This is a genomic window from Prochlorococcus marinus XMU1402 (assembly GCF_017696205.1).
Classification (GTDB): Bacteria; Cyanobacteriota; Cyanobacteriia; order PCC-6307; family Cyanobiaceae; genus Prochlorococcus_A; species Prochlorococcus_A marinus_AC.
Genome location: NZ_JAAORD010000001.1, coordinates 624063 through 640003, shown reverse-complemented (window position 1 = coordinate 640003; position 15941 = coordinate 624063). Strand labels below are relative to the sequence as shown.

Genomic DNA, 15941 nt, shown 5'->3' with positions numbered 1-15941 from the left:
TTTTAAATTTGCATTCTTACAGATTTGCTAATTAAGGGTATTTCAGGTTCAACTCCATAAATACATTGATAAATCGAATAAATAAAAATACATAGTATTAATATAAAAATAATTGAGCCTAGTTCAACTATGGGAAATATTCTCAAGAGATATGAAATTATTATCAAAGCGATATCAATTAGTAATGCTTGATATGCGTTATATCTGACGAAATAGGGGACTTTTGGATTTCTTGCTAATCCAGCAAACAATATTATAAATAATAAAAAACTACCAAAAGGCAAAGATTTTTCAATTATTGCTATTGGAAAAGTTATTAATAATAGTATTTTTAAAAAAGAATATTTATAGAACAAATAATATCCAAAAGGTATTGATGCCTTTAACGGCAAAGTATACAAAAATACTGAAGAGAGTCTTTGGAGTATCTGATTCAATATATTTTTAAATTTTAGTACTATTATCTTAACCTAATTTTTCTGAACTTAATTAAAGACTTACCCTCGAAACAATCAATTTTGGCAGAAAGTTATTAAATATTAGATAATTAATTAAGGTTTATAAATGACAATGCGTATCCTACATACAATGTTGAGAGTTGGAGATTTGAATAAATCCATTGATTTTTACGTCAATAAATTAGGAATGAATTTATTAAGAAAAAAGGATTACCCTCATGGAAAATTCACTTTAGCATTTGTAGGCTATGGCTTAGAAAAAGAAAACACAGTAATTGAATTAACTCATAACTGGGACAAAAAGTCAGAAGACTATGAGCTTGGAAATAAATATGGTCATATAGCTATTGGAGTAAAAGATATTCATCTTATTTGCCAAGGATTAGAAAATAATGGCTGTAAAGTGACAACCAAACCTAAAACAATGAAAAACAGTAGTACTGTCTTAGCTTTTATTGAGGATCCTGATGGATATAAAATTGAACTTATTGAAAGAGAATAAAAGCTCTAATGTTTTTAAGTAAATAAACAAATAGCTAAGTTAAAAAAGATTGAATTAACTAATACATTGTTTTCAATTAACGGGGAGGGAGACGCTTATAAGAACATATTAGAAAATTCCGCATTTTTAATTGCTATAAAAGATTATTTTAAGTTGAGGAATTCCTGAAAAATAGAATTAAACTTTATACAATCTATATCAATTCTATATAGAATTCATAGACAATCTATTTAGAATTGTATATTATAGAATTGTCGCATAAAGCTTATGCCTAGTAATTGGTCAAAAATAAGAGATGAATGGCTTGATAAAACAGCTGTTGCGAAAGATGATGCTAAATGGGCATTAGAAGCTTTAATTAATTCTGAAGAAGAGTTATTTAAAATAGAACAAAAAATAAACAATCAAGAGGACGTTATAAGCCAAGTAAAATTTTTTAAAAAAAAGGTTAAAGAAACTATTTCCTCGAAAGAAATTAGTCTCGATGATATTGCGTTAAATACTTCAAATTCGAACAAAGTTCAGATCTCAGTACCATCGAATCTTACTTATCTTTTGAAAGTTTGGGCTGCAGCTGAGGGGCGGGATCTATCTAGTGTTGCTTTTCAATGTTTAGAAACTGGTATAAGGGAAATGAAAAGCAAAGGTTCAATACCTTCAATAGCAATAAATAGATATGATTCGGCCTGTCAAAAAAGGATTGCACTGGCAGAAGTTAACAATTTATTGGAGAAATACGAAATAGCTCAGAATAAAATTAAATAATTATGAATAACAGAAAAATCATAAAAGGATACAAAACATCAATGTCATCAAGTTTTAATGAAGATAATTTTACAGATAAATTTAAAGATGGAATAATTTATACTCTTTATTCTGATGAATTTAATTCACTTAGAGTTGGTTTTGCTGAAAATGATAAGGTTCTCGAAAAAAAAATATCTAGTGAGGCATTAATTTTATTGGATATGAAAAAAGGCAACAAAAAAGATCTATTTTTATTAATAACCACTCTAAAAGAACTTGGTATCAAATATTCAGACAATCTTTTTTTCGAATACTCAAGTCATTTAATGAGACACTTGTCTACTTTAGGTTGGCCTATTGGAAGATCATTTTATAAACAAAGAAAAATTAAAAAAGAACTTTTATGTGCATAAATTTAAATGTAATCACACTCTAAAGTTTCTCTAGTGTCTCTATTTGTGAATGGATTAGTACCAGAGGCACTTTCACAAAATTTCCTAACAATATCATTTGGCAAAAAAACATTTGTGAAGTCTGCGCCTTGGATTTTTACATTTTCAAACTGAGTACTATAAGCAAAAGAATCCTCTAAGTTAGTATTTGATAAATCTGTTCCATCTAAAACAGCTGAGTCTAATGTTACTTCTCTTAAATTGGAATTACTTAAATTAGTATCTTTCAATTTTGCTCCATAAAGAGTCGCGTTTTGGAGCTCACAATCTGATAAATTTGCGTCTTGTAAATCAGTCAAATAAAAAGTTGCTCCTTTTAAATCAGATCCAGAAAAATCTGCTCCTACCAAGGATTGTTTACCATAATCCAATGCAGCGAAGCTTCTAGAAGGGAGAGTTAAAATAATCATTAAAACAGTTAAAATTATAAATCTCATTTTTTGAATAGTATTTCAACAAATTCTAACTTCTTAAGTTGAAATCTAAAAATTAATTATTTACTGAATGCTATATTTATTAAAATAAGAAATCATAAACTAGATTTTGAATATAAGTCCTTATGATGCTATTGTTGTTGGTTCTGGTGCTACAGGAGGAATAGCAGCACTTACATTGGCAGAGCAGGGTATAAAAGTTTTAGTAATAGAAGCAGGACCAAAAATTAACAGGCTTGAGGCTAGTAATTATGAGCCAAAAAATACATTAAAAAGATTATCAGGAGTTTTAACAAAAAAACATACCAATCAATGCCAACATCCAGGTTATTGGAAAAATAATCCTGATTTATATTCAAATGAATTGAAACATCCTTATGACTTCCATAAGAAAAAGCCTTTCCTTTGGACTCAAGGTAAACAATATGGGGGGAGATCATTAACTTGGGGAGGTATAACATTAAGACTTTCTTCAGACGATTTACAACCAGCTAAAAAAGACGGATTCGGACCAAACTGGCCTATTTCATACGATGAACTATCTCCTCACTATGATTTCATTGAAAGTTTCTGTGGAATATATGGACAAAAAGATAATATTAAGGAAGTCCCAAATGGTAAATATATTGGTGAAATACCTCTTACAGAAAACGAAAAAGTTTTTGGCAGCAACGTTAAATCAAAATTAAACTATCCATTTATCCAATCAAGAGGCTTTGACCGTAATTCATCAGTAAAAGATAAAGAATGGCCCAAGTCCTCTAGTGTAGGAAGCACTTTTAAGAAAGCTTTAGATACTGGCAATGTACAAATAATCTCTAATCATTTAGTTGAGTCTTTTGAGATTAACAAGATAACAGAGCTTGCCTCAAAACTGACGATTATAAACCTTGAAAATGGACACAAAGAAATATTGGATTGTGATTTAATTCTTCTTTGCGCATCAACAATTTCAACACTGAGAATACTACTGAATTCAGAATACAAATCGAATTCTGCAGGGTTTAAAGATAATTCTGGGAAATTAGGTAGATACCTCATGGATCACATATCTATCTGTAGATTTTTTTCAGTCCCAAGAACAAAAAACTCAGATAGACAATTAGATAATCCTCCCGATCTTTCTGGAGCTGGTAGCTTCTTTATTCCTTTTGGTTCAAATTTACCTGAAATTGAGAACATAAATTTCCATAGAGGTTATGGAATCTGGGGGGCAATTGATAGATTAGGGATACCTAAATTTTTGCAAAAAGACAAAAACACATCCATTGGCTTTCTTATCGCCCATGGCGAAGTCCTCCCTAGAGAGAAAAACTCAGTCTCTCTCTCAAGAAAAACAGATGAATGGGGAATCCCAATCCCCTACATTGAATTCGAATGGAGCGAGAATGAGTTAAATATGGCAAAACATATGGAAAAAACAATACAAAAATCAGTCAAAGCTGCAAATGGAAAAATAAATAATATTGATGAACTAATAAATATCCCTTTAGGGAGTTTAATTACAAAAAATTTGATAGCACTTTCAAATAGTCCTCCTCCTCCTGGATATTACATTCATGAGGTAGGGGGAGCTCCAATGGGAATAAATGAAGAAAATAGCGTAGTTGATAAATTTAATAGATTATGGAGATGTAAGAATGTATTGGTACTAGATGGAGCATGCTGGCCGACATCATCTTGGCAAAGCCCCACACTTACAATGATGGCTTTGAGCAGAAGAGCCTGTTTAAATATTAAAAAGACTTAGAAGGTGTAAATAATTGATTTAAATAAATTTCTGAGACAGAATTATCTGTACATCCGTTTTGTACGAGAAAAGAAGCTAAAGCCGAATTTATAAGCTTATATTGATCCCAAGTTGGATTACTTAATACGAAATCTTTCATAGTTTTGTAAAGAGTTTCTGAAAGCTCTGTTTCTAACGAAACTTTATTTGAAGAGCACTCTAAACGTTTCTTATCATTTAAATTAGAATTGCTGATTGGATCCATAAATCTATATTTTTATCATATTTATAATGATATTTTTTTCTAAAAAAATCAAAAAATATCTGCTATGAAACTTTTCAAATTATCAAATGAGACTCATGTTATAAATTGTTTTTTAAAAAAATGCCTTTCTAAATAAGGAAATTGAATAGTTCTTAGAGAAAAGTCAACAATAATGTTGAAGTCCTGTTTTTTTTGAAAAATACTGGCAGTTCTAGTCCAATGTGGATTTGGACGTGGAAAACAACCTGTAAATTGTGGAAAATCTAGCTCAAAATACTTTCAAGATTTTATATTAAGAATACTTATATGTAGTGAGTCTATTAAGACTAAGTCAAGAAAGAGACGGATGATTCATTGATTTTCAACGGAATTTCTTAAGATTTAGTCTTTATTAGGCAAGCGAAGCGTGACAGGTCCTAAAGGGTGTTTTGAATTTGGATAAATATTATGGTGATGGTGATGGTGATTATCTTCATGTTGATGAGCCTCTACAAATTCATGTTCTAAGTTATCTCCTCCTGAGTTTGATTTTTCTTGGTTATGAATTAGTATTTGATTTTGTATTTCACAAGCACCATTACATTCAGCATCACATAAATCACAACTGATACCCAAACCCTCCACATGGTCATGATGACTTTCTTGTACCATTCCAACTTCTTTTTCAAAGCCAAATAAATTTGATCTATATTTGCAAGTTGAGCAATTCATAAAATTATTACCTTCGTTATTAAGAATCTCTTCAATCCTTTCTACAAAAGTATCGACCACATAGGACTGTGAAGAAAGATATTTTGCATGTATAAATGAAACATTTGGATTATTAATGGCAACTAAATCGCTTTGCCTTTTTATTCTTGTGACAAGGACTCCTGAGAAAAGGAAATAAGGAAAAATAATTATATTTTTATAACCAAGTCTCACAACATTTTTCAAGCCAGGTTCAACTAGAGGGAAAGTTACCCCAGAAAAAACTGTTTCCCCCCACCCTAAACCAATACCTTCTACTATCATTCTCGTAATTTTTGAAACATTGGAATTCGCATCCGGGTCAGAAGAACCTCTACCAACGACAACTAATAATGATTCTTCAGGTTTGAGAGTATTATTTTTTTTAAATACATCTTTAACTCTTTCACAAGCTGCACTAATCATTAAATTATTAATACCTAATTCTCTTCCATAAATTATTTCAATACCTGTTTTACTTGAATAATTCGTAAGCAAGCTAGGTATATCATTTTTCACATGGCCAGCAGCGAAAAGCATTGCGGGTATTGCAATAACTTTTTTTATAGAAAGATCTCTTAATTTGTCTAGAGCATCAACAAGTGAAGGTTTAGCAAATTCCAAGAAACCATATTCAACCAAAAAGTTTGGATATCTTTTTTGGATAAACGTAGTTAATTCTTGAAATTCAGTAATGGCTAGTTTATTTCTACTACCGTGTCCACAGATAAGTATCGCGACTTGATTATTTAACTTCGAGTCTAAATTATCCAAAATCAAGTTATTACTTATACCATAATAGTAAAGAACAATATCATGTAGTGAAAAATAATAGTTTGCTTGAAGTTCCAAATATCAACTCAAAAGATGCAAAATTAAAGAAATTAATTTATGACGTTGATGAATCCTTGTTTTATAAGGATAATTATTCTAATGAAGAATTCGAGCACCTTTGCGTATGTAGTGGAGGTACAACCTCTAGCTGTGCAAAAAATGGTTTTACAACTCTTGATCTAAGAAAAAATTACAACAAAATTCACCTAGATAGAAAAACCAATTTAGTAACAATTGGAGGTGGAGTAAGAATGGGGAATCTAGTAAATCATTTACAAAAACATAATCGAAGTTTTCCAATCGGACTTTCTAAACTTCCTGGAGCAGGCTATATACTCACTGGTGGAGTAAGCCCACTCAGTAGAGCGTACGGATTAGCCATTGATAACATTGAATCAATAAAAGGTTTCTTGGGAAATGGCACATTTATCTCTTTAAAAAAAAATCAAATAAATCTAGAAGAACAATTGATTTGGGAAGCAATTAAAGGCGCAGCACCCTTCTTTTCAATTATTACCGAAATAGAACTTAAGACTATCCAATCTAAGCAAATAAAGGTTATTGAAGGATTTGTAAATCTAAATGAACTTTCAGAAATAATAAAACTATCAGAAGAATTTCCAGAAAATATTAGTCTGCAATGGATTTATGCCCAAAAAATTTATATATATATTTTTGCTGAACTCAATAATTTAGAGGATAAAAGAACAGAAGAATACTTAATGCCTCTAGGCAAATTTCCCGCTCTAGAAAAACAATTTTATGAAAACTTTAATAAAATTAATTTTTTTCCAAAGGAATTGAATTTATATGAGCTGAATGCAAATAATCATTCTGAGGTAATTAGTCTTCTTGGAGAAGATTTAAAAAATGATATCCCAATTTTTATAAAGTGTTTGAGTGAAATAATGGATAATAAACCTAATAATTCCTGTTATATTGCTTCTCAACAATTAGGTGGAAAAACTAAAAAGTTAAATCATGGAGCAAGCTTTTTTGTTCATAGAAAAAGTACTTGGAAACCATGGATATATGCATCATGGAAAAAAAATGATCTTCAAGAAAAAGAAGTCGCTCTGGAATGGATTTATAAATCATGGAGCAAGCTAAAAAGGTTTTATCCAAATATTCACTTAGCCCAATTGCATAATCATTTAAATTTTCATGAAGAAGAAATTACATTAGCCTTTGGAAATAGGATGAATGAATTAAAAACTTTAAAGAATATTTTTGACCCACAAGGTATTTTGCCTCCTCTATGAGTTAACTTCTTAATTATAAAGAAACTTAAAATGTCAAATTTCTCAAGATATTTATCTAAAAATTGGTTAGATGATCCAAAGTCAAACATTCTCTCTGGCTTGGTTGTTGCTTTTGCAATGATCCCAGAAGCAATTGCTTTTTCAGGTATAGCTGGTGTAGATCCTAAAGTTGGCCTTTTTGGTGCATTTTGCTTATCTATAACAATTGCGATTGTTGGAGGAAGAAGGGGGATGATCACTTCAGCCACAGGTTCAACAGCTCTTTTAATGACTGGACTTGTTGCTTATGGAGAATCACAAGCTCCGGGATTAGGAGTCCCATATCTTATTGCAGCTGGAATATTAACTGGAATATTCCAAATTCTTTGGGGATATTTAAGACTTGCCTACCAAATGCGATTCGTTCCAACAGGAGTATTAAGTGGATTTGTAAATGCATTGGCACTTTTAATATTTCAAGCACAACTACCTCAGTTAGGAATAGGTATTAGAGAATCAAAAGGATTAGTTGAACAAACTATTAGTCAATATCCAATTAACTCTCAGATTCCAGTAGTTTGGATTCTTGTAATCCTAGGATTAGTAATTATCTATGGGCTTCCAAAAATCACAAAAGTAATCCCATCTCAACTTATCGCAATAGTAGTAATTACTTTTATAAGCATATTCTTTAATCTAGATGTCCCAACAGTTAGCGATTTGGGTAAATTACCTGATGGATTACCAAGTATTTCTCTCCCTTTTGGATCAATAGAAAATGGGAAAGTACCTTTTAGTTTTGAAACATTAGGGGTAATTTTGCCGACTTCACTTGCAATATCTCTCGTTGGTTTAATGGAAACCTTTTTAACTCAAGACATTTTAGACGATGTAACTGATACAAGTTCTAATAAAAATAAAGAAGCAAGAGGACAGGGAATCGCGAATATTGTGGCATCCTTATTTGGTGGGATGGCAGGATGTGCCTTAGTTGGGCAATCTGTTATGAATACTGAAAATGGTGGCAAATCTAGATTATCAACCCTCTCCTCAGGTATATCTTTACTAATTATGATTATCCTCTTGAAGTCTTGGATTGGAGCAATACCAATGGCTGCTTTAGTAGCAATCATGATAACAATCGCAATAAGTACAGCAGATTTAAATGGATTAAAAAATATTAGAAAGATACCTAAAAGCGATACTGCAGTAATGCTTATGACTTTTGCAGTTACAATGCTTACAAAACCTCATAACCTTGCGCTTGGAGTTATTGCAGGAGTTGCATTAGCTGCAATTCTTTTCAGCAGAAAAGTCGCAAAAGTTATAACTGTCTCAAGAGCTAAAGAAAATAATTTGATTACCTACAAAGTAAAAGGACAATTATTTTTTGTGAGTAAAATTTATTTTTTACAAGGATTTGATATTCATGAACACCCTGAAAATATTGTAATTGATATGTCTTCAGCTCATATTTGGGATCAAAGTGGCGTTGTTGCTCTTGAGCAAATTATTAGAAAATTCCAGAATGGTGGTTCTAAAGTTGAAATTGTAGGATTAAATAAAGAAAGTCTTAACTTATTTGAAAGACTAGGTGGTATTGAAAGCGCTCATTAAAAAAGTTAATTAAGACTAACTTGTTGATAACAAAACCAAAGCCATTGCTGAAAAAGCAAATTCCTATGAGATCTCCAAGCGGTTTTTGAACTATTTAAATCAAAATTTTCAGGAGGAGGTACATCTCCCTTTTCTTTGTCTCTTTCAATTTCACTAATAATTCTATGCACCGTATATTCAGGATGACCTAAATGCATAAGTTGTTTTTGATCCTTAGATTCAAATATTGTATATCCAACGTTTTCTCCATAAGCCAACAAATTCAATTTCCCTTCTTTTTGGGCCTTCTCCATTTTCAAATCTGGTAATCCCGCAAATCTACTTTGAGGACATATAAATTCATCATCTTGTGTACCCATCAAAGGGTGACCGGGAACAAGACTTTTCAAAGGGAATACCCCAAATAATTTCCTATCAAAAACTTGCTTATCAACCCCTGCCAAATAAGCCAGCGCAAAGCCCGCCCAACATAATCCAAGAGTACTCGCACAAGAATTTCTGGCTTCATTTACAATTTTCACAAATTCATCCCAATACTTAACCTCCTCAAAGGCTAGGTGTTCAATAGGCGCTCCAGTAATAATGATTCCATCTAACGATTCTGGATTATTTGCTTCTTCCCAAGTAATGTATAGATTATTTAGATGATTATGATCCCATGTTTTATAAGAGTGAGTTTCAAGCTTTATCCAAACTGGCTCAATTTGAAGAGGTGATAAACCAAGTGGATGTAGTAAGTTAAATTCATACTGCTTGCCAAGAGGCATGATATTTAAAATACCAATCCTAAGAGGACGTATATCCTGTCTTTTTGCCAATTCTGGTTCGATCCAAGATATGTGGTTTTTCTCAACATCACTAATCTTGTGATAGTTACTAGGAATTATTAAAGCCAATAAATCTCCTTTCCTATGTGATTTGTGAAAGTGCTTGTTCGAAATCTGCTTTTATATCATCAATATGCTCAATTCCTACAGAAACTCTTACCATCGTTGGAGTAACACCTGCAGATAATTGTTCTTCTTCAGATAATTGCTGATGAGTTGTTGAAGCCGGATGAATTACTAATGTTTTTGAATCCCCCACGTTAGCAAGGTGGCTCGCTAATTTTAAGGAATCAATAAATTTTACTGCATTTTCATAACCCCCATTAAGAGAGAACATAAGCATGCAACCCATCCCCCTTCCAGTAGTATATTTTTTGGCACTTGAGTAATATGGATCAGATTCTAGGCCTGGGTAATTAACACTACTTACATTAGAATTAGAATCCAACCATTTTGCTAATTCAAGAGCATTAGAAGTTTGTCTTTCTATTCTTAAACTTAGAGTTTCCAGACCCTGCAATAACAAAAACGAATTAAAAGGACTTTGAGCTGATCCCCAGTCTCTCAGACATTCAAGTCTTGCTCTTAACGCAAAAGCTATATTTCTATTATCAGGCACTCCCAAAGATTTGCAGATATCACTACCGAAACCAAAAGCGTCCCAATGAACGAGTCCATGATAAGCAGCGCTTGGCTCACTCATTAGTGGGAATTTACCATTTCCCCAATCAAAAGTTCCGGCATCAACAATAACCCCTCCGATACTTGTTCCATGTCCACCGATCCATTTCGTTGCACTTTCTACAACAACATCGGCTCCAAAATCAATTGGTCTTATTAAAGCACCACCAGCACCAAGGGTATTATCAACTATTAAAGGAATTCCATTTTCCTTCGCCAAAGCAGAAAGTCCATCAAAATCTGGAATATTGAACCGAGGATTTCCCATTGATTCGACATATATTGCTTTGGTTTTATCATCAATTTTATTTCTAAAACTATCGATACTATCACCATCTGCAAATTTAACTTCTATTCCTAATCTTGGAAATTGTACTTTAAATTGATTGTAGGTCCCACCATATAAAAAAGATGTAGAGACAAAATTATCCCCTGCTGTCATGCAGTTCACAATTGCCAAGAATTGAGCAGCTTGTCCTGAGGATGTTGCAAGTGCTGCCATTCCTCCCTCCAAAGCTGCCATTCTTTTTTCGAAGACATCTGTCGTGGGGTTCATAAGTCGAGTATAAATATTTCCAAATTCTTTTAATCCAAAAAGGTTCGCTCCATGCTCTGCATTATCAAAGACATAGGAACTAGTTTGATAAATGGGTACTGCTCTAGAATTTGTAGTTGGATCAGGAACTTGGCCTGCATGTAACTGAAGTGTCTCGAACTTTTGGTTGCTCAAAATTTTTTAAATAATCCTATTATCTATTTAACTTAGAAAAGTCCAAAAAAAAAACAAAAAAAAGATAAATATTTATAAATCCTTTTTTAATGAGGGGAAATTATCTTTCATATACAAACTCAAATCCTCTTTTATCAAAGATCTGAGTTTCTCAATATTTGCAGCTTCAATTATTGGAAAAGTTTTATTAGCCTCAGGATCTTTTTCAGTAATTGATTTCCAATTCTTACCAACATCTTTTTCAGATTTGTTTAAAACCTCATCAAAGTTGAAAACTTTATCGTTGTTTTTAGCGTCAAATTCGCTAAACGCTTTATTTATTAGTTTTTTTCTATTCTCGAATAGATTCTTGGCTTTTAAAGTATCCGGAAGACCCATAACTGGTTGTAATTCCTTAAGAAGTTTTATTTCCTCTTCAATTAAGAGTGTCCATACACTATATTTATTTTTGGGGAGATTAGAATTACTAAAAATATTAATTTCATTTAGGTAAAAATTTAACCATAAATAATATGATTTTTCTTCAATAGTTTTTTTAACAGAGATTTTTTTATTTTGAATCTTTGGGAGTAACTTTTCTGCTTTCTTTAAAAACTGTCTGTCTTCTCTTTCAAGATTTATTAATCCCCATCTTTGGCTGTAGTCCCATAAATCTTCGTATCTTGTTAAATCTTCTTGATTCCAACCAAGAGCTTTCAGTTCATGAGAACGATGTGATAATTCCTTTTTCAAAAAAACCTTTTAAAACCTTAATAATTCTAACCCTGCAATCAAGATTAGTAAATAAATGAAAAACTTAGTTTTTTGTAAATTCGGCAAATAATCAATTATTAAAATAATTATTAATAATTTTCAATACATTAATATAACTTGGATTCTTTTTAGAAATTTGATTACTAGAATCATTATTTTTAAGATCATTTTCCTCTTTGTCAATAAAAAATTTCCTGTAAAACATTTCAATATCATTAAAAAGATAATCTCCTTTTAATTTTTCATTTAGTTCTAAAGATGATTCAGATTTAACAGATTCTTGGCAAAAATTGGTGATTTCTTCTGAACTAATTAAAACCTTATAAATTTCTTTTTTTTCTTCTGAATTAGCATTAAAGCATAAATAAATCAGATTAATCATTGAGCAATTATTATTTTTGATTTTGAATTTTTTATAAATGTCTGGCCAAAATTTTAAGGATTTTAGACCTTCTAAACCTCCTTGACTGAGAGAGTATTTATTACACCAATTTACAAATTCTGAGACATCTTTTGGACATCTATTGAGTTGCAAGAGCATATCTGACAAAACTTGTCCTGCCTGGAAATTCCTTGTTGGTTTTCCTTCAGTTGGCAGTGTCATGCTACCTAAAACATCAGCCTTAACCGCATTTAATTGAGAAAAAGTATAATCTCCTTTTTCAAAAAATTTATCATTAATTTTTTCCTTTGCACTAATTATCTCTTCACCATAACCAAGTTCCTTTAATGAAAGATATTTATTGACTAATTTATTTTCTTTTCTAACTTGTAATGATACTGATGCGGCCTGATCCAAACATTGTGTTAACAAAATCGTATTAATGGTAGGTAGCATTCCTGGCTTATCGGAATGAAAGTTATTTACAAAACCTGCGAATATGGATGATATATTTTTTATTGATTTTATGTATTGACATTCAATATTATGAACTCCAGGAGAAACTTGGATTTTCGGTGACAATTGATTTAAAATTCGAGCTCCTATTAAAGCAGTTAGGGCATCAGGATGGCAGAAATTGGCTGTAAAACTATCATTAGGATTTCGTAAAGCTCCATGACGATGAAACCCTGTAAAAAAAGCTAAATTTGGATATTTATTACAGAGAATAAAGGGTTTTTTGTTTTTATTATCAATGCAGAAAGAACCCACGAGACAGCCAAGAACCACATTTTCTCTTTTTAAAGTTTTTCTAAGTTTTAAAGCATGTTTAACATCATCTTGTATATGGTTACTGTTTGAAGCAAGAATAACAATTTCACATTCCAAGAGAAGATCTTTTAGATCCAAAGATTTTCTTGTTCCATCTGAAGAATAATGTCCCATTCTCTTAATCTTTTCAATAGTCTCATTATCCATATCAGAAAGCACATCATTTGAGAAAGCTCCTAACAAATCTCTATCTTGCCTAGGAGCTAAGAGAATATTATTTGATTTTCCATGCATAGCACAGTTATATGCTAATGATGCAGGATATAAACCAACACTGTAGAATCCAACCTTGCTGTTCTCTAAATCTTCAATCAATGAATAAAAATATTTTTCATCATTTATATTTTCTATAAAATTATTTTTCATTTTTGGAAATTCTTGATAATTTTTTTAATTTCTAACCCATACCAACATTTTTCTACATTAAAGCAATTCTTGACCATAGCAAATTATTTATTGTAAATATTGAATTTTTTAATTTATAATTTCACTGAGATAAAGAAATTAAATTTAAAGACAAATAATTATAAATATGGAATATATAGCAAGTAACCTGAAGGCACAAAAACAATTAATTTCTTCTAAAAATATCTTAATTATTCAAGACATTGACGGAGTTTGTATCCCTTTAGTTAAAGATCCAATGACTAGAGAATTAGAATCAAATTATATCTATGCAGTAAAAGAATTTGCAGAGGAATTCTTTGTATTAACTTGTGGGGAACATGAAGGTCCAAGAGGGGTTAACAGAATAATAGAAAGAAGTTTAAGAAGCACTACTGAGCCAAAAAACAAAGAACTTTATTTAAGAGGTTTAGCAGCATGTGGAGTAGAGTATCAAGACAACAATGGTGAAATAAGTTTTGAAGGAGTCTCAGAAAAAGAACTAAATTTTTTATCTAAAGTACCTAGTCTAATAAGACCAAAGTTTAATTTTATAGTTAAGAATATTTTTCCTGAACTTAGCCAAGAAGATATCAATTTTCACGCAGTAAAATCAATATGCGAAACACGATTCTCGCCAACGATTAATTTCAATAGTCTATTTGAATTAGTTAACAATGATTCTGATAAAAGAAAGGTTATTCAAATTAGTTTTGAAAAAATGATGAATGAAATCATCTTTGAAGCTGAATCCGAAGGCCTTAAAAACTCATTTTTCCTGCATATTTCACCAAATTTAGGAAATAAAAATGGCAAAGAAAGAATTAAGCTTTCTTCTAAAAATGATATTGGATCAACAGACATACAATTACTTATCAAAGGTGCAGTTAAAGATTCTGGAGTCTTATTTCTTTTAAATAAATTTATTGAGGATAAAACTGGTAAAGCTCCTTTTGGAAGTAATTTTAATTTTAGAAACTCTCCAAATTCTATTAAAGGAAAAATTGATTTATGCAAAAGTAATATTCAAACAGAAGATATGCCTTTAATTGTAGGAGTTGGTGACACAATAACATCAAAAAAAAATAATGGTGAAAAAAGTTTTTTAAGAGGAGGCAGTGACAGATCTTTTTTAGAATTTATACAAATATTAGGGAATGAATTTGGTATTAATAATAAAATAATTTTTGTAGATAGTAGTTCTGGTGAAGTTGAAAGACCTTCTACAAAAAAAACTGGTTTAACAGGGATCAGTGACCTTTATGACAACTTAAAGTTTGACTTGATTTTTCAAAATGGTCCCAAAGAATATATAAGTTGGTTTATTGAACTTGCTAATAAGAGATCAAACTTTAAAAAAAATTGTTGACTTTTGAATTTTCAAATGACAATTTATAAATAATAGATTTATGAAAGAAAAATTCCCCTCAATATATAAAGAACCTATAGAAACATTGCAAATCAATATAGGTTATAAATGCAATCAGGCTTGTAAGCATTGTCATGTTAATTCAAGTCCTCTAAGGACTGAAAAGATGTCCAATGAAATAATATCTCTCATTCCAAAAATAATTGATAAGTACAAAATCAGGACTTTAGATATAACAGGTGGCGCGCCAGAACTTCATCCAGAATTTAAAAACCTAATAGCTAGTTTGAGCACAAAACAAGTTGATATTATTGATAGATGCAATTTAACAATTTTCTTTGAAGAAGGTTATGAAGATCTTCCTCAATTTCTTGCAAAAAATAAAGTAATAGTTACTGCTTCGCTACCGTGTTATGAAAAAGATAATGTTGAGTTTCAAAGGGGTCTTGGGGTTTTTGAAAAAAGTATTAATGCTATAAAAATTCTTAATGATTTAGGCTATGGAAAGAAAGAAAATGGATTGCAATTAAATCTTGTTTACAATCCTGTAAGCCCAATTCTTCCACCTTCTCAGAAAATATTGGAAAAAGATTATAAAAAAATACTATTCGAAAAATATAATATTGTTTTTAATAACCTATATACAATAACTAATATGCCAATAAATAGATATGAAGAATCTCTAAGAAGAGAAGGGAAACTAAATATTTATTACAAATTACTAAAAGAAAATTTCAATGAAAATAATTTAGAAAATCTTATGTGCAAAAAAACTATTAGTGTAAATTGGCTTGGAGAAATTTATGATTGTGACTTTAATCAACAGATAAATTTCCGAGAGAATAAAGGACCAAAAACACTTTTTGATTTATTGGATGAGTCATTTACTTTTGACTACAGGGTAGCTGTAAAAGAACATTGTTTTGCCTGTACTGCAGGTGCAGGATCAAGTTGCGGTGGAACTTTAAGTTAATAA

Annotated in this window: 16 protein-coding genes; 8 read left to right on the top strand and 8 right to left on the bottom strand. The window is 30.9% G+C overall.

Annotated features, from left to right (window positions below; genetic code table 11):
• Positions 1 to 2: 2 nt before the first annotated feature.
• Entirely contained in the window at positions 3 to 437 is a 435-nt protein-coding gene (locus HA141_RS03565; RefSeq protein WP_209116965.1) for a Tic20 family protein, read from the bottom strand.
• Between the two features lie 133 nt (positions 438 to 570).
• Here HA141_RS03565 and gloA point away from each other — a divergent pair, with 133 nt between their 5' ends.
• The 3 genes from gloA (at position 571) to HA141_RS03550 (ending at position 2120) form a co-directional block, all read left to right on the top strand.
• Complete coding sequence (gene gloA, locus HA141_RS03560) at positions 571 to 960, top strand: lactoylglutathione lyase (protein ID WP_209117913.1); 390 nt, start codon at positions 571 to 573, stop codon at positions 958 to 960.
• A 267-nt stretch (positions 961 to 1227) separates the two neighbouring features.
• Entirely contained in the window at positions 1228 to 1725 is a 498-nt protein-coding gene (locus HA141_RS03555; RefSeq protein ID WP_209116963.1) for a VHS domain-containing protein, read from the top strand.
• A 2-nt stretch (positions 1726 to 1727) separates the two neighbouring features.
• On the top strand, positions 1728 to 2120 hold the full coding sequence (locus HA141_RS03550) for an LEM domain-containing protein (RefSeq protein WP_209116961.1): 393 nt from the start codon (positions 1728 to 1730) through the stop codon (positions 2118 to 2120).
• 2 nt (positions 2121 to 2122) lie between these two features.
• On the opposite strand, the gene HA141_RS03545 is transcribed toward HA141_RS03550, so the two are convergent.
• A complete protein-coding gene (locus HA141_RS03545) occupies positions 2123 to 2596 on the bottom strand; it encodes a pentapeptide repeat-containing protein (RefSeq protein WP_209116959.1) in 474 nt (157 codons plus the stop codon).
• 106 nt (positions 2597 to 2702) lie between these two features.
• Between HA141_RS03545 and HA141_RS03540 the strand changes: the two genes are divergently transcribed.
• Complete coding sequence (locus HA141_RS03540) at positions 2703 to 4343, top strand: GMC oxidoreductase (RefSeq protein ID WP_209116957.1); 1641 nt, start codon at positions 2703 to 2705, stop codon at positions 4341 to 4343.
• Here the strand turns inward: HA141_RS03540 and HA141_RS03535 are convergent.
• Positions 4330 to 4587, bottom strand: coding sequence for a DUF2811 domain-containing protein (locus HA141_RS03535; RefSeq protein ID WP_209116955.1), 258 nt, complete (start codon positions 4585 to 4587; stop codon positions 4330 to 4332). The genes HA141_RS03540 and HA141_RS03535 overlap by 14 nt on opposite strands.
• A 381-nt stretch (positions 4588 to 4968) precedes the next feature.
• Positions 4969 to 6090 carry a sirohydrochlorin chelatase gene (locus HA141_RS03530; RefSeq protein WP_373921802.1) on the bottom strand — a complete coding sequence of 374 codons (1122 nt, stop codon included), beginning with the start codon at positions 6088 to 6090 and terminating at the stop codon, positions 4969 to 4971.
• Positions 6091 to 6137: 47 nt separating this feature from the next.
• On the opposite strand from HA141_RS03530, the gene HA141_RS03525 reads away from it, so the two are divergent.
• Positions 6138 to 7412, top strand: coding sequence for an FAD-binding protein (locus tag HA141_RS03525; protein WP_209116951.1), 1275 nt, complete (start codon positions 6138 to 6140; stop codon positions 7410 to 7412).
• 30 nt (positions 7413 to 7442) lie between these two features.
• Positions 7443 to 9008 carry a SulP family inorganic anion transporter gene (locus tag HA141_RS03520; protein WP_209116949.1) on the top strand — a complete coding sequence of 522 codons (1566 nt, stop codon included), beginning with the start codon at positions 7443 to 7445 and terminating at the stop codon, positions 9006 to 9008.
• Between the two features lie 5 nt (positions 9009 to 9013).
• Here the strand turns inward: HA141_RS03520 and HA141_RS03515 are convergent, their stop codons facing one another.
• The 4 genes from HA141_RS03515 to HA141_RS03500 all read right to left on the bottom strand — a co-directional run bounded on the left by HA141_RS03515 (position 9014) and on the right by HA141_RS03500 (position 13578).
• Positions 9014 to 9904 carry a homoserine O-succinyltransferase gene (locus tag HA141_RS03515; RefSeq protein WP_209116947.1) on the bottom strand — a complete coding sequence of 297 codons (891 nt, stop codon included), beginning with the start codon at positions 9902 to 9904 and terminating at the stop codon, positions 9014 to 9016.
• Between the two features lie 13 nt (positions 9905 to 9917).
• The gene (locus HA141_RS03510) at positions 9918 to 11246 is read right to left on the bottom strand and encodes an O-acetylhomoserine aminocarboxypropyltransferase/cysteine synthase family protein (protein ID WP_032522424.1); all 1329 of its coding nucleotides are present in this window, start codon (positions 11244 to 11246) and stop codon (positions 9918 to 9920) included.
• Between the two features lie 72 nt (positions 11247 to 11318).
• Positions 11319 to 11978: a hypothetical protein gene (locus HA141_RS03505; RefSeq protein WP_209116945.1), complete on the bottom strand. Its 660-nt coding sequence runs from the start codon at positions 11976 to 11978 to the stop codon at positions 11319 to 11321.
• A 91-nt stretch (positions 11979 to 12069) separates the two neighbouring features.
• Positions 12070 to 13578 (bottom strand): hypothetical protein, encoded by a 1509-nt coding sequence (locus HA141_RS03500; protein WP_209116943.1) that lies wholly within the window; start codon positions 13576 to 13578, stop codon positions 12070 to 12072.
• Positions 13579 to 13744: 166 nt separating this feature from the next.
• Between HA141_RS03500 and stpA the strand changes: the two genes are divergently transcribed.
• Both stpA and arsS read left to right on the top strand, forming a co-directional pair.
• Positions 13745 to 14965 carry a glucosylglycerol 3-phosphatase gene (gene stpA / locus HA141_RS03495; RefSeq protein WP_209116941.1) on the top strand — a complete coding sequence of 407 codons (1221 nt, stop codon included), beginning with the start codon at positions 13745 to 13747 and terminating at the stop codon, positions 14963 to 14965.
• A gap of 40 nt (positions 14966 to 15005) precedes the next feature.
• Positions 15006 to 15938 carry an arsenosugar biosynthesis radical SAM (seleno)protein ArsS gene (arsS, locus tag HA141_RS03490; RefSeq protein ID WP_209116940.1) on the top strand — a complete coding sequence of 311 codons (933 nt, stop codon included), beginning with the start codon at positions 15006 to 15008 and terminating at the stop codon, positions 15936 to 15938.
• Positions 15939 to 15941 lie beyond the last annotated feature (3 nt).